Source organism: Nocardioides hankookensis (assembly GCF_042658885.1).
Classification (GTDB): Bacteria; Actinomycetota; Actinomycetes; order Propionibacteriales; family Nocardioidaceae; genus Nocardioides; species Nocardioides hankookensis.
On sequence record NZ_JBHSRJ010000004.1, the window covers coordinates 764,562 to 778,204 of the forward strand.

The 13,643-nt window shown below is 70.4% G+C and carries 17 protein-coding genes; 13 read left to right on the top strand and 4 right to left on the bottom strand.

What is annotated here, in order from left to right:
- Positions 1-9: 9 nt before the first annotated feature.
- From dxr to ACFPYL_RS10160, 10 genes are all read left to right on the top strand, one after another.
- Positions 10-1,128, top strand: a complete 1,119-nt coding sequence (gene dxr / locus ACFPYL_RS10115) for a 1-deoxy-D-xylulose-5-phosphate reductoisomerase (protein ID WP_379153471.1) — start codon at positions 10-12, stop codon at positions 1,126-1,128.
- Positions 1,125-2,480 (top strand): M50 family metallopeptidase, encoded by a 1,356-nt coding sequence (locus tag ACFPYL_RS10120; protein WP_379153473.1) that lies wholly within the window; start codon positions 1,125-1,127, stop codon positions 2,478-2,480. Before dxr ends, ACFPYL_RS10120 begins: the two co-directional genes overlap by 4 nt.
- Positions 2,481-2,501: 21 nt before the next feature.
- Complete coding sequence (gene ispG, locus ACFPYL_RS10125) at positions 2,502-3,653, top strand: flavodoxin-dependent (E)-4-hydroxy-3-methylbut-2-enyl-diphosphate synthase (RefSeq protein ID WP_379153475.1); 1,152 nt, start codon at positions 2,502-2,504, stop codon at positions 3,651-3,653.
- Positions 3,654-3,686: 33 nt separating this feature from the next.
- Positions 3,687-4,094: an SHOCT domain-containing protein gene (locus ACFPYL_RS10130; protein ID WP_379153477.1), complete on the top strand. Its 408-nt coding sequence runs from the start codon at positions 3,687-3,689 to the stop codon at positions 4,092-4,094.
- Positions 4,095-4,117: 23 nt separating this feature from the next.
- Positions 4,118-4,966 carry a GNAT family N-acetyltransferase gene (locus tag ACFPYL_RS10135; RefSeq protein ID WP_379153479.1) on the top strand — a complete coding sequence of 283 codons (849 nt, stop codon included), beginning with the start codon at positions 4,118-4,120 and terminating at the stop codon, positions 4,964-4,966.
- A 4-nt stretch (positions 4,967-4,970) separates the two neighbouring features.
- Positions 4,971-5,333 carry a DoxX family protein gene (locus ACFPYL_RS10140; RefSeq protein WP_379153481.1) on the top strand — a complete coding sequence of 121 codons (363 nt, stop codon included), beginning with the start codon at positions 4,971-4,973 and terminating at the stop codon, positions 5,331-5,333.
- Positions 5,334-5,403: 70 nt separating this feature from the next.
- The gene (locus ACFPYL_RS10145) at positions 5,404-5,976 is read left to right on the top strand and encodes a DUF6318 family protein (protein ID WP_379153483.1); all 573 of its coding nucleotides are present in this window, start codon (positions 5,404-5,406) and stop codon (positions 5,974-5,976) included.
- 350 nt (positions 5,977-6,326) lie between these two features.
- On the top strand, positions 6,327-6,764 hold the full coding sequence (locus ACFPYL_RS10150) for a hypothetical protein (RefSeq protein WP_379153485.1): 438 nt from the start codon (positions 6,327-6,329) through the stop codon (positions 6,762-6,764).
- 132 nt (positions 6,765-6,896) lie between these two features.
- Positions 6,897-8,666: a proline--tRNA ligase gene (locus tag ACFPYL_RS10155; RefSeq protein WP_379153487.1), complete on the top strand. Its 1,770-nt coding sequence runs from the start codon at positions 6,897-6,899 to the stop codon at positions 8,664-8,666.
- Positions 8,663-9,400: an HAD family hydrolase gene (locus ACFPYL_RS10160; RefSeq protein WP_379153489.1), complete on the top strand. Its 738-nt coding sequence runs from the start codon at positions 8,663-8,665 to the stop codon at positions 9,398-9,400. Before ACFPYL_RS10155 ends, ACFPYL_RS10160 begins: the two co-directional genes overlap by 4 nt.
- 155 nt (positions 9,401-9,555) lie before the next feature.
- Here the strand turns inward: ACFPYL_RS10160 and ACFPYL_RS10165 are convergent, their stop codons facing one another.
- Positions 9,556-9,996: a ferritin-like domain-containing protein gene (locus ACFPYL_RS10165; RefSeq protein ID WP_379153491.1), complete on the bottom strand. Its 441-nt coding sequence runs from the start codon at positions 9,994-9,996 to the stop codon at positions 9,556-9,558.
- On the bottom strand, positions 9,993-10,391 hold the full coding sequence (locus ACFPYL_RS10170; protein ID WP_379153493.1) for a hypothetical protein: 399 nt from the start codon (positions 10,389-10,391) through the stop codon (positions 9,993-9,995). Before ACFPYL_RS10170 ends, ACFPYL_RS10165 begins: the two co-directional genes overlap by 4 nt.
- 64 nt (positions 10,392-10,455) lie before the next feature.
- Here ACFPYL_RS10170 and rimP point away from each other — a divergent pair, with 64 nt between their 5' ends.
- Both rimP and nusA read left to right on the top strand, forming a co-directional pair.
- Entirely contained in the window at positions 10,456-10,962 is a 507-nt protein-coding gene (gene rimP / locus ACFPYL_RS10175) for a ribosome maturation factor RimP (RefSeq protein ID WP_379153495.1), read from the top strand.
- On the top strand, positions 10,962-11,945 hold the full coding sequence (gene nusA, locus ACFPYL_RS10180) for a transcription termination factor NusA (protein WP_379153497.1): 984 nt from the start codon (positions 10,962-10,964) through the stop codon (positions 11,943-11,945). Before rimP ends, nusA begins: the two co-directional genes overlap by 1 nt.
- A 100-nt stretch (positions 11,946-12,045) precedes the next feature.
- Here the strand turns inward: nusA and ACFPYL_RS10185 are convergent, their stop codons facing one another.
- Positions 12,046-12,768, bottom strand: coding sequence for an alpha/beta hydrolase (locus ACFPYL_RS10185; RefSeq protein ID WP_379153499.1), 723 nt, complete (start codon positions 12,766-12,768; stop codon positions 12,046-12,048).
- Positions 12,769-12,777: 9 nt separating this feature from the next.
- Positions 12,778-13,167: a glycoside hydrolase family 16 protein gene (locus tag ACFPYL_RS10190; RefSeq protein ID WP_379153501.1), complete on the bottom strand. Its 390-nt coding sequence runs from the start codon at positions 13,165-13,167 to the stop codon at positions 12,778-12,780.
- A gap of 145 nt (positions 13,168-13,312) precedes the next feature.
- Here ACFPYL_RS10190 and ACFPYL_RS10195 point away from each other — a divergent pair, with 145 nt between their 5' ends.
- Positions 13,313-13,618 (top strand): YlxR family protein, encoded by a 306-nt coding sequence (locus tag ACFPYL_RS10195; protein WP_379153503.1) that lies wholly within the window; start codon positions 13,313-13,315, stop codon positions 13,616-13,618.
- Positions 13,619-13,643 lie beyond the last annotated feature (25 nt).

Sequence of the window (13,643 nt, forward strand, 5' to 3'; positions counted from 1 at the left end):
GATGGGGTCGTGAGTGGCCCCCGCAGAGACATCGTCATCCTCGGCAGCACCGGCTCCATCGGCACCCAGGCGCTCGAGATCGTCCGGGCCAACCCGGACCGCTTCCGGGTGGTCGGGCTGACGGCCGGCGGCGGCAACCCGGAGCTGTTCGAGCAGCAGGTCGCGGAGTTCTCCCCGGCGTACTCCGGCCTGGGCCAGGACGCCTCCGTCGAGGCGGCCGGTCAGGACTGCGACGTCGTGCTCAACGGCATCACCGGCGCCGTCGGGCTGCGGCCCACGCTCGCCGCGCTCGACGCCGGCAGCACGCTCGCGCTCGCCAACAAGGAGTCCCTGATCATGGGCGGCCCGCTGGTGCTCGACCGCGCCGAGCCGGGGCAGATCGTGCCGGTCGACTCCGAGCACAGCGCGCTCGCGCAGTGCCTGCGGGGCGGCAGCCCCGAGGAGGTACGACGGCTGGTGCTGACCGCGAGCGGCGGGCCGTTCCGGGGTCGGACCCGCGAGCAGCTCGCCGAGGTCACGCCGGCGCAGGCGATGAACCACCCGACCTGGGACATGGGCCCGGTGATCACGATCAACTCGGCGACCCTGGTCAACAAGGGGCTCGAGGTGATCGAGGCCCACCTGCTCTTCGGCATCCCCTTCGACCGGATCGAGGTCGTGGTGCACCCGACCAGCGTCGTGCACTCGATGGTCGAGTTCGTCGACGGCTCGACGCTGGTGCAGGCGAGCCCGCCGACCATGCTGATCCCGATCGCCCTCGGCCTCGCCTGGCCTGAGCGGGTGCCCGACACCGCACCGCCGGTCGACTGGACGCGACCCGAGACCTGGGAGTTCTTCCCGCTCGACGACGAGGCCTTCCCGGCCGTCGCGCTCGCGCGGACGGCGGGGGAGCGCGGCGGCACCGCCCCTGCGGTCTACAACGCCGCCAACGAGGTGTGCGTCGAGGCCTTCCGCGACGGCCGACTCGCGTTCACGGAGATCGTGCCCACGGTTCAGGCTGTTCTCAGCACGCACGACGTACCCTTTGAGGGGGAGTCGATGACCGTCGAGGACGTCCTCGCTGCCGACGCCTGGGCGCGCCGCACGGCACGCCACCTGATTGACGGAGTGATCGAAGGGAACCGATGACCGGCCTGTTCTACCTGTTGGGCGTGGTGATCTTCGTGGTCGCCATCCTGACGTCGATCGGTCTCCACGAGCTCGGCCACATGATCCCCGCCAAGAAGTTCGGCGGGAAGGTCACGCAGTACTTCATCGGCTTCGGCCCCACCGTGTGGAGCAAGCAGGTCGGCGAGACGGAGTACGGCGTCAAGGCGGTGCCGCTCGGCGGCTACGTCAAGATCGTCGGGATGCTCCCGCCGGGCGCCGAGGACCTGGCTGACGAGGTCACGGTCGACGCCGAGGGTCAGCAGGTCGTGCGGGTGCGCAAGTCCAACACCGGCATGTTCACCCAGCTCATCTCGGACGCCCGCGCGGCCGAGTGGGAGACCATCAAGCCCGAGGACTCCGACCGGCTCTTCTACAAGATGACCTGGTGGAAGAAGGTCATCGTGATGGCCGGCGGCCCCACGGTGAACATCCTGATCGCCTTCTTCATCTTCGCCGGCGTCTTCGCGACGTACGGCAACCCCGGCGAGGCCAAGCCCTACAGTGCCGAGATCAGCGAGGTCGTCGACTGCGTGCTGCCGGCCGCCGAGGTCGACCGCGCCTGCAAGCCCACCGACCCGGTCGCGCCGGCGAAGGCCGCCGGCATCGAGAAGGGCGACACGATCGTCTCCTTCAACGGCGTGCCGTTCACGTCGTGGGAGGCGATGCAGGACGTCATCCGCGCCAACGACGACGGCACCGCCACGATCGTCGTGGAGCGCGACGGCAAGCAGCTGACGCTCACCACGAACACGACCGTGACCGCCCGACCGACCTCGCTCACCGACGACAAGCTGACCCAGGTCGGCTTCCTCGGCGTCAGCCCGACCTTCACCGGCTTCGTCACCGGTGGCCCGCTCTACACGCTCGAGCAGATGGGCGGGATGACCAAGGACACCGTGGTCGCCCTCGGCACGCTGCCGCAGAAGGTCTGGGGCGTCGCCGAGGCGATCGTCGGCGTGCACCCGCGCGACCCCGACGGCCCGGTCAGCATCGTCGGCGGCGGCCGGATCGCCGGCGAGACCGTCTCCCACGAGGAGTTCCCCGTGAAGGAGAAGGCGGTCTTCCTGCTGATGCTGGTCGCCGGCTTCAACTTCTTCATCGGGATGTTCAACTTCATCCCGCTGCTGCCCCTCGACGGCGGTCACATCGCCGGCGCCCTCTGGGAGGCGCTGCGCCGGGCCTGGGCCCGCCTGCGCGGCCGTCCCGACCCGGGCTACGTCGACGTGGCGAAGCTGCTCCCGATCGCGTACGTCGTGGCCGGCTGCCTGCTGGTCATGGGCAGCGTGCTGATCGTCGGCGACCTCGTCGTCCCCGTGAAGCTCCCTTCGTAGCCACGACCTAGGATCGATGCCATGACCGCGATCAGCCTGGGCATGCCCGAAGCACCTCCGCCGGTGCTCGCGCCCCGCCGTACGACCCGTCAGATCAAGGTCGGCAAGGTCGGCGTCGGCAGCGAGTCGCCGGTCTCCGTGCAGTCGATGACGACGACGCTGACGTCCGACGTCAACACCACGCTCCAGCAGATCGCCGAGCTGACCGCCACCGGCTGCGACATCGTGCGCGTGGCCTGCCCCAGCCAGGACGACGCGGACGCGCTGCCGGAGATCGCGAAGCACTCGCAGATCCCGGTGATCGCCGACATCCACTTCCAGCCGAAGTACGTCTTCGCCGCGATCGACGCCGGCTGCGCCGCCGTCCGCGTGAACCCCGGCAACATCCGCAAGTTCGACGACCAGGTCAAGGAGATCGCGCGCGCCGCGAAGGACCGCGGCACGTCGATCCGGATCGGCGTGAACGCCGGCAGCCTCGACCCGCGGCTGCTCGAGAAGTACGGCAAGGCCACCCCGGAGGCCCTCGTCGAGTCGGCGGTGTGGGAGGCGAGCCTCTTCGAGGAGCACGACTTCCACGACTTCAAGATCTCGGTCAAGCACAACGACCCGGTCGTGATGGTGCGTGCCTACGAGCTGCTCGCCGAGGCCGGCGACTGGCCGCTGCACCTCGGCGTGACCGAGGCGGGCCCGGCGTTCCAGGGCACCATCAAGTCGGCCACCGCGTTCGGCGCGCTGCTCTCGCAGGGCATCGGCGACACCATCCGCGTCTCCCTCTCGGCCCCGCCGGTCGAGGAGGTCAAGGTCGGCATCCAGATCCTGCAGTCGCTGAACCTGCGCCCGCGCAAGCTCGAGATCGTGTCCTGCCCGTCCTGCGGCCGCGCCCAGGTCGACGTCTACACGCTGGCCGAGCAGGTGACCGCCGGCCTCGAGGGCATGGAGGTCCCGCTGCGGGTCGCCGTCATGGGCTGCGTCGTCAACGGCCCGGGGGAGGCCCGCGAGGCCGACCTCGGTGTCGCGTCCGGCAACGGCAAGGGCCAGATCTTCGTCAAGGGCGAGGTCATCAAGACCGTCCCCGAGTCGCAGATCGTCGAGACGCTGATCGAGGAGGCCATGCGGATCGCCGAGGGCATGGAGTCGGTCGACGGCGCCGGCGCGCAGGTCACCGTTTCCTGATCCTGGGCCCGCCGTACGGCGTACGCTCCGGGCATGCTCGGGCTCCTGATCGCACTCGAGGACCCCTGGGGTCCTGCCTTCGACGACGGCTCGGCCGACCCGGGGATCCCTGGTTGGTTCGTCGTTCTGTTCGTCCTCGTGCTCGTCGCCGGGGTCGCCACCACGATCTGGCGCGTCAGCACGGCCCAGCGGATGGCGCGCGACTCGGGCATGGACGAGGGCGACGCGGCCACGATGGCCCTGCTCAGTGACGACGGGCTCGAGGCGACGTACCTCGCCTCCAACCTGCGGACGCCGCCCGCGGAGCCCGCGACGCCGTCGGCGCCCGCGACCGGCACGGCCGCCGCGCGGCTCCAGGAGCTCCGGCACCTCCGGGAGCAGGAGCTGATCACCGCGGAGGAGTACGAGGCGCGACGCACGGCGATCATCGACTCGGTCTGATCTCCGTGATCTAGGCTCCAGACGTGCTCACGACCCGCCACGGAGTCCGCCCCCTCGGGGCCGCGGACCTGGACGCCTTCCTGGCGCTCGCGCGCCGGGACCCGGTCGTGAACGTCTTCGCCGACTACCGGGCGACGACGACCAACCTGGAGCCCCGCTGGCTCGGTGGCGAGATGTGGGGCCGGTTCGAGGCCGGCGAGCTCGCCGCTGCCTGCCACGTCGGCGCCAACCTGGTCCCGATCGGCGCGAGCGTCGACGACGCGGCCGCGTTCGCCGAGCGGGCCCTGGCCCGTGGTCGGACCGTCTCGACGATCGTCGGCCCGCAGGACGCCGTACGCACCTTCTGGAACGGCGTCGCCTCCGCCTGGGGCCAGCCCCGCGAGGCCCGTTGGGACCAGCCGCACCTCGAGCTCGCCGCGGGGCCGCTGGTCGCACCCGACCCGCTCGTCCGCCGCACGACCCGCGAGGACATGCACGAGCTCTACCCGGCCTGCGTGGCGATGTACACGGAGGAGGTCGGGGTCTCGCCGGAGTACGGCGGCGGCGCTGATCTCTACCGCGCCCGCGTCACCCAGCTGGTCAACCGTGGGTGGTCGTTCGCCCGCTTCGACGACACGGGCCGGCTGGTCTTCAAGGCGGAGGTCGCCTGCGCGACGCCGTACGCCGCCCAGATCCAGGGTGTCTTCGTGCCCGCCGACCGGCGCGGCCTCGGCCTCGCCACCGCAGGCATGGCCGCCGTGGTGCAGCTGGTGCGCCGCGAGATCGCCCCGGTCGTGTCGCTCTACGTCAACGACTGGAACACCTCGGCCCGGCGCGTCTACGAGCGGGTGGGCTTCTACGAGACGGCGCGCTTTGCGACTGTGATGTTCTAGGGGCATGCCCCTTCCTCGCAGCGTCAAGCTCCTGGCCCTCGGCTTCGCGGCCAGCGGCACCATCCACCTGGTGAAGCCGGAGTTCTACGAGCCGATCATGCCCGGCTGGGTCCCGGCCCACCGCGAGGTGATCCTCGGCAGCGGCGTCGCCGAGCTCGTCCTCGCCGCGGGGCTCGCGGCGCCGGCGACGCGTCGCGCGGCCGGGTGGGGGAGCGTCGCGCTGCTCCTCGGCGTCTGGCCGGCCAACATCAAGATGGCGCTCGACGCGACGAACACCAAGAACACCGGCCTCAAGGTCGGCTCCTGGGCGCGGGTCCCGATGCAGCTCCCCATGATCCGAGCCGCCCTCCGCGCCGCCCGCGGCTGACCGGGCGGGTTCTCCACAGGCGCCCGCCTGACAGTTTCGCCCCGCCGCCGGTCGGGGAATGATCGGCGTCGTGAGCCGTACTCGGGCGGTCCTCACCGCCGCCGTCCTCCTGTCGGCACTCGCCGTCGGCGGGTGCACCGACGACGACCCCGAGCCCAAGTTCGGGCCGACCGAGTCGACGTCACCTGCTTCGCCGACGTCCACGGCTGCGTCAGGCCCAATTGCGCCTTCTTTGCCGGCCGCTGCGCTGGGCTCCGACGCCTCTGCGGCCGAGACCTTCGTTGAGTTCTACTGGGACACCGTCAACTTTGCGCAGCGGACCGGGGACGTCACCAGCCTGCGAAGCCTCGGCGTCAAGTGCACGGCATGCGACAAGGGGGTTGAGTTCATTGAGAACGCCTACGCCGGCGGCGGTCAGATCCGAGGCGGGCATGGACAGGTTTCTGACCTCGAAACCGTATTCATCGATCGCGACGGCGAGAACTGGGCGGTAGTCAGTTGTCGGGTTGAGAGCACCAAGCAGGTGGTCGACATGCCAGGGAGCGACAGGGACGAGCAGTACCAAGGAGGTGCGGCGAACCTTCGTCTGTACCTCCAGCCCACCGATGACGGGTGGGTCGTTCGATCGTTGGCGACGAAATGAAGAAAGCACCCGCTACTTGGATCGTGGCGATTCTTCTCGTGTTAGCGCTGCCCTATGCGGAAGCCCGTAGTGACGATCACGTCTCGCCCGGGCCGACCGGATTCATCGTTTCGCTCTCAGATGACCGTCCCGCTGGGATGACAACTCCTGTGTCGAGCGGCAGCACGTCAATCGTCGAGACGCTTCAGGATCCGGCGTGCGCACTCGGAGGCGCACAGACCTGTACTGAGCCCGCTCTGTGCGATGACGGTCAACCCATGGTCGTGACTACCTACCTCACAAGCACGGGGACGATTCTGGACGGTGGGAACAACTGCCCTATCGATGCTCAGTCTGCAAGCAACCCAGTCGTGACTCCGGGGCTGGTCGCTCGAGCCTTCCGCCGCCTGCCCCTCCCCGCGGCCGACCTGGTGATCCAGCCCCCGAACGGCCGGACCCTGGTCAACTTCGACACGAACTTCTACACCGAGCAGGGAGAGTTCACCCGCACGGTGACACTGCTCGGTCGACAGGTGGAGCTGCGGATCTGGCCGGCGTCGTTCGGGTGGCGGTTCGGCGACGGTGAGAGCAAGGAGTCGACGTCGCCCGGCTCGGCCTATCCCGACCTGGACATCACCCACAACTACACCCGCAAGGGACGGGTCAGCCCGAGCGTGGACACGACGTACGCCGCGCAGTTCCGCGTCGACGGCGGGCCGTGGCGCGACGTCGCCGGCACCGTGACCATCCCGGGCAGCCCCCAGCAGCTGCGGGTCGTGGAGGCGCGCCCGGTGCTGGTCGGCGGTTGATCCGCGTCGGATGACACAGGAGACACCTGAATGGGGTCGGAAACGGTGCGTGGTGTGTCATCGGATGCGAGCAGGGGCGAGAGGGGCGTTACTGGTTCGCAGCAGCCCGGACCCCACAAGTAACCTCTCCGCATGATCATGCGGATGTCGAGCCTGTTCGTACGGACCCTGCGAGAGGACCCCGCGGACGCCGAGGTGCCGAGCCACCGGCTGCTCGTGCGCGGGGGCTACATCCGCCGCGCGGCGCCCGGCATCTACACCTGGCTGCCGCTCGGTCTGAAGGTGCTGCGCAAGATCGAGGGCATCATCCGCGAGGAGATGGACGGCATCGGCGCGCAGGAGCTCAGCTTCCCGGCACTGCTGCCCCGCGAGCCCTACGAGGCCACCAACCGGTGGACGGAGTACGGCGACAACATCTTCCGGCTCCAGGACCGCAAGGGCGGCGACTACCTGCTCGGCCCCACGCACGAGGAGATGTTCACCCTCACGGTCAAGGACCTCTACTCGTCGTACAAGGACCTGCCGCTCTCGATCTACCAGATCCAGACGAAGTACCGCGACGAGGCGCGCCCCCGTGCCGGCCTCCTGCGCGGGCGCGAGTTCATCATGAAGGACTCCTACTCCTTCGACGTCGACGACGCCGGGCTCGAGGCCAGCTACCAGAAGCACCGCGACGCCTACATCCGGATCTTCGACCGGCTCGGCTTCGAGTACGTCATCGTCTCGGCGATGTCGGGCGCCATGGGTGGCTCGATGTCCGAGGAGTTCCTCGCCCGCGCCGACAACGGCGAGGACACCTACGTCCGCTGCTCGACCTGCGACTACGCCGCCAACGTGGAGGCGGTCGAGGTGCCGACGCCCAGCCCCGTTCCGTACGACGACGCGCCCGCCGCCCACGCGGAGCAGACCCCCGACACCCCGACCATCGACACCCTCGTCGACCACCTCAACGAGGCGTTCGCCCGCGCCGACCGGCCGTGGGAGGCGGCGGACACGCTCAAGAACGTCATCGTCGTGCTCCACCACCCCGACGGCACCCGCGAGCCCCTCGCGATCGGCGTCCCCGGTGACCGCGAGGTCGACCTCAAGCGCCTCGACGCGCAGGTCTACCCCGCCGAGATCGAGGCGTTCGACGAGGCCGAGTTCAAGAAGCACCCGAGCCTCGCCAAGGGCTACATCGGTCCCGGTGTGCTGGGGGAGAAGAACGAGTCCGGCATCCGCTACCTCGTCGACCCCCGCATCGTCGAGGGCACCCGTTGGGTCACCGGCGCCGACACCCCCGGCAGCCACGTCCTCGACCTGGTGGCCGGCCGCGACTTCACGCCCGACGGCACCATCGAGGCGGCCGAGGTGCGCGAGGGCGACCCCTGCCCCAACGGCGACGGCACCCTGCACACCGCCCGCGGCATCGAGATGGGCCACATCTTCGCGCTGGGTCGCAAGTTCGCCGACGCCCTGGGCCTCCAGGTGCTGGACGAGAACGGCAAGCTCGTCACGGTCACCATGGGCTCCTACGGCATCGGGGCCTCGCGCGCGGTCGCCGCGATCGCGGAGGGCACCCTCGACGAGGTCGGGCTGTGCTGGCCGCGCGAGGTCGCGCCCGCCGACGTACACCTGGTCGCCGCGGGCAAGGACGAGCACGTCCTCGCCGCCGCCGAGCGGATCGCCCACGAGCTCGGCAGCCAGGGCGTCGACGTCCTCTTCGACGACCGCCTCGGCAAGATCAGCCCCGGCGTGAAGTTCAAGGACGCCGAGCTGATCGGCGTCCCGACCATCGTGGTGGTCGGCAAGGGTCTGGCCGCCGACGGCACGATCGAGGTCAAGGACCGCGCCAGCGGTGCCAGCGAGCAGGTCGCGGCCGAGCACGTCGTCGACCACGTGGTGAGGCTCGTCCGCCGGTGAGCGGGGGCATCGACGCCGTCATCTTCGACTGGGGCGGCACGCTCACCCGCTGGCACGACATCGACTTCCACGCCGAGTCGCTCGCCCTCGCGCAGGCGGCCGTCGGCGCGGACGCCGCCCTTCGAGACGGCTCGTTCCTCGCCTCCTCAGGAACCGAGTTCTCACGCCGCCTCCACGAGGCCAACCAGACGGTCTGGGGGCGCTCCCGCGATCACCAGCAGAGCGCCAGCGTGGCCGACCTCTTCACCGAGGCCGGGCTCGAGCACGACCCGGAGCTGCTGACGGCCTACTACGAGTTCTGGGAGCCGCACACCCTCACCGACCCGGAGGTCTGCCCGCTCTTCGAGGCGCTGCGCGCCCGCGGCATCAAGGTCGGGGTGCTCTCCAACACGATCTGGCCGCGGGAGTGGCACGAGGGCTTCTTCCGCCGCGACGGCGTGCTCGACCTCATCGACGGAGACGTCTACACCAGTGAGGTCCCGTGGACGAAGCCGTCGCCGCACGCGTTCCGCGCCGCCATGGACGCGGTCGGCGCCACCGACCCGAGCCGGTGCGTGTACGTCGGGGACCGGTTGTTCGACGACGTCTGGGGCGCCCAGAACGCCGGTCTGCGCGCGATCCACGTCCCGCACAGCGTGATCCCGACCGAGCAGGTCGGCCACAGCGAGGGCACGCCGGACGCCGTCGTGCACTCGCTGGCCGAGATCCCGGGCCTCGTCGACGGGTGGTCCTGACGCCGCGGATCGCTGCACTTTTGTGCAATGCAGAAACGTGAGGTTGGCGCTCTCTCGCCCTCAGACCCCGCTGTGTTGCATGCTTTTGCAAGAGGGAGAACCGCCAGTCCCCCCACATCCCGGCGGATCTCGCTCGCGGGCCTCAAGTCCAGGCCTCAGCGGTCCGCGTACTCACCCGCTCCGGGGAACATCTCGGGAGTTCCCCGGAGGGTGAGTACGCGGACCGCTGTTTCATTGAGGGCCCTGATCGCCCACTGGCGCATCTCGGTGGTCGTCATCGCCACCAGCCAGGCGTACGTCGTCGCGCACGACTCCTCGGTCTCCCGGGCCACCCGCGCGACCCGCGCCGACCGGTCCAGACCTCCTGGCACGTCGTACGCCGCCTCCGCGGCCACCGGGTCGGCACCCAGGTCGGTGATCGCGGTGCTCAGCTGGTCGCGCCGCAGACGGTGCTCGGCGTACGCCTCGCCGATCGCCGCGCGCAGGTCCTCGTCCTGCGACGCGCGGCCGCCGAGCGTTGCGAGGACGTAGAGGGCGGCGTGCTCCGCGGCGAGGGTCGTCTGGAGCGGCTCGACGTCGTTCGAGGAGGCGTTCACAGGACCGCCACCTGCTGCGAGACGGCCGCCGACATGGAGGCGAGCAGACGTGCGAGGGGGCCGCTCTCGGCGCGGCCCGCGGCGTCGACGAGGAAGTGCTGGAGCTGGCGTTCCGATCGGAGCAGCCGGCCTCGCGGGGCCTTCCCGGCGACCGGCGGCGCGGCGTCGAGGGCGTCCAGGTGGGCGGTGTGCATCGCGACCAGGTCGGGGACCCGCGCGGCGAGCGCGGCCGTCGCCGTGATCCTCGACACCACCTCGTCGACCAGCGCCGTGTCCGGGTCGTCGGCGCTCCGCGGGGCGGGTGAGCGTGCCTCCCCGCAGGCCGAGACGAGCGCCGTACCTGCCAGGCCGGCCGCCAGCAGGACGCGACGGGAGAGCTGTGGATCGGCGGACACGGCATTGACCCTATCGAGCCGCTATCGTGGACGATCGACAACAGCACAAGGAGGTCGCCCCACCGTGAGCAGTGCCAACCAGGACGCCACCCGGGCCCGGATCGAGGCAGAGCTCGGCGACCCCTTGCGCGCCCTGGACCTCGACATCGAGGCCGTCGACATCACGCCGGCCGGCAAGCGCCGGATCCTGCGGATCGCCGTCGACAAGGACGGCGGGGTGACCCTCGACGAGGTCGCCGACGCGACGCGCGAGGTCAACCGGGTGCTCGACGACTCCGACGTGATGGGCGAGCAGCCCTACACGCTCGAGGTGACCTCCCGCGGCGTGGACCGCCCGCTGACCCTCGAGAGGCACTGGCGCCGCAACGCGGACCGCCTGGTGAAGGTCACCTTCACCGACGGCGAGTCCGTGACCGGACGGATCCTGGAGGCGTCCGCCGAGTCCGTGGCGCTGGACGTCAGCGGCCAGCGCCGCGACGTCGCGTACGCCGACGTGAAGAAGGCCCTGGTGCAGGTGGAGTTCAACCGGCGCACGCTGGACGAGGACAACGAAGAAGAGGAGGGGGCCTGATGGACATCGACATGAGCATCCTGCGCATGCTCGAGCGGGAGAAGGAGATCTCGTTCGACGTGCTGGTGGAAGCGATCGAGCAGGCGCTTCTCACGGCGTACCACAAGACCCCGGGCGCCCAGGAGAACGCGCGCGTCGAGCTCGACCGCAAGAGCGGTCACGTCACCGTGATGGCCTCCGAGGTCGACGAGGACGGCACCGTGGTCGGCGAGTACGAGGACACGCCCGACGGGTTCGGCCGGATCGCCGCGACGACCGCGAAGCAGATCATGCTCCAGCGACTGCGCGACGCCGAGGACGACATCCGGTTCGGTGAGTTCGCCGGCAAGGAGGGCGACATCATCTCGGGGATCATCCAGCAGGGTCGCAACCCCGACGACGTGATGGTCGACCTCGGCAAGATCGAGGCGCTGCTGCCCGTCGGCGAGCGGGTTCCGGGGGAGCGCTACGACCACGGCATGCGCATCAAGTGCCTCGTCGTGTCGGTCCGCAAGGGCATGCGCGGGCCCCAGGTGACGCTGTCGCGCTCGCACCCCAACCTGGTCAAGAAGCTCTTCGCCCTCGAGGTGCCCGAGATCGCCGACGGCACCGTCGAGATCACGGCGATCGCCCGCGAGGCCGGTCACCGCACGAAGATCGCCGTGAAGTCCGCGGCATCGGGTGTCAACGCGAAGGGCGCCTGCATCGGCCCGATGGGCTCGCGGGTGCGCAACGTGATGTCGGAGCTGCACGGCGAGAAGATCGACATCGTCGACTGGTCCGAGGACCCGGCCGACATGGTCGCCCACGCGCTCTCCCCGGCCCGGGTCACCTCGGTCGAGGTGATCGACGCCGACGCGAAGTCGGCGCGTGTCGTGGTGCCCGACTTCCAGCTGTCCCTGGCGATCGGCAAGGAGGGCCAGAACGCCCGCCTCGCCGCGCGACTCACCGGCTGGCGGATCGACATCCGCTCGGACGAGGCTGAGACGAGCAGCGACGCCTGAGGGACGAGGGCGGCGCGTGGGCTCGGCCAGATTGAGCAAGCGACGCGACTGAGGGACGAAGTCGCGCGAGCGCGTCGAAATCCATCAGGTGGCTCGAGCATCAGGGCTGTAGGAAGTCCTCGATCGCCTTCCAGTACGCCGGGTCCTCGGACAGGTCCGAGTGGCCGGCGTCCGGGAAGTCGACGACGTGGGTGTCCGGTCGCAACACCCGGAGCAGGGCGTCGGTGCGCGCCGGGCGGACCAGCGCGTCTCGGCCCGCGCGCAGCACCAGCACGTCGGCGGTGACCTCGGGCGCGATCGCGGCCGAGTCCCACCGGTCCTTGACGAGGTGCCGCACGGGCAGCCGCGGGAAGAGGTCGCCGGCGGTCGCCGCGAGGCTGTCGAACGGCGTCACCAGCACCAGCCGCTCGATCGGCCGGTGGGCGGCGACCTGCACCGCGACGCCGCTGCCCAGGCTGCGGCCGAGGACGTCGACGGGAGCCTCGGGGTGCCGGTGCGCGGCGTGGTCGACGAGCGCGAACGCGTCAGCCGTCAGCGCCCGCTGGCTCGGCTTCCCGCTGCTCGCGCCGTACCCGCGGTAGGCGACGAGATAGCTGGTGTGGTCGGGGAAGCGTCGCTCGAGCTCGGGACGCAGCCAGCCCAGGGCCTCCCCGTTCCCGCCGAAGTAGACGAGCGCGTGCTCCCGGCCGGGGTTGAGCACCCAGCCCCGCAGCTGCGCCCCGCGCACGGTCACGTCGTACGTCGTGTCCTCGACCGGGATCCGCGTCTCGCCGCGCGGGTAGACCAGCCGGCGGCTGATCGGGGCGAGCACGGTGGCGAGCACCGCCGCAACCTACTCCCGAATCCACTCCACCGTCAGTGCCGGCACGAGGTGGTCGTCATCGCCGGTCGACCACTCGGGGAAGTCGAAGACGGCGACCATCACCTGCATCGGGTACGTCGGGGGTCCGGGACATCGGCGGACCACCTCGCCGTCCACCGTGAGCACCGCCTCGGCGGCGTCCCAGTCGACGGCGTACGTGTGGGGGTCGGCGACGTCGATCGGCACCCGAGGCGCGTCGAAGTCCTGCCGGAGGGCGGGGTCGCGGAACGCCTTGATGCCGACGCCGACCTCCGCCGACGGCTCCGGACCGAGGTCCTTGCCGAACACCTCGACGACGCAGAGCTCGCCGCACTCGAGCTGCTCCGGGTCGTCCTCGAAGCGAGGCTGCGCCTCGCGCACCACAGACCGTGCTCCGGGGGAATGGACAGCGTCAGCACACCGTTGTCCACGGCGTACGACGCGGCGCTGGCCGCTCACCCCACGACGGCAGGGCGGCGCGCCCCGGTTCGAAATAGGTGGGGTCAGCGCGGTAGGGTTGTCGTCAGTGGCGAGTGAACACATCTCCTCTGCATGCCCGGGCCCCGTCCGGACGTGCATCGGGTGTCGGGCACGAGCCGCGAAGAGCGAGTTGTTGCGGGTGACCGCCGGCTCGGATGCAGACGGTCACCCGGCCGCCGTACCCGATCCGACAGCCACCCGACCCGGCCGGGGAGCGCACCTGCACCCCACCGCCGAGTGTTTCGAGCTCGCGGTACGCCGGAAGGCTTTCGGCCGTGCCCTTCGGGTCACGGCGGGGCTCTCCAGCGCACCGGTGGGTGACTACCTCGCCTCGCACGCACACCAACCCTGATCGACCGACAGAAACTGGAGCAGCA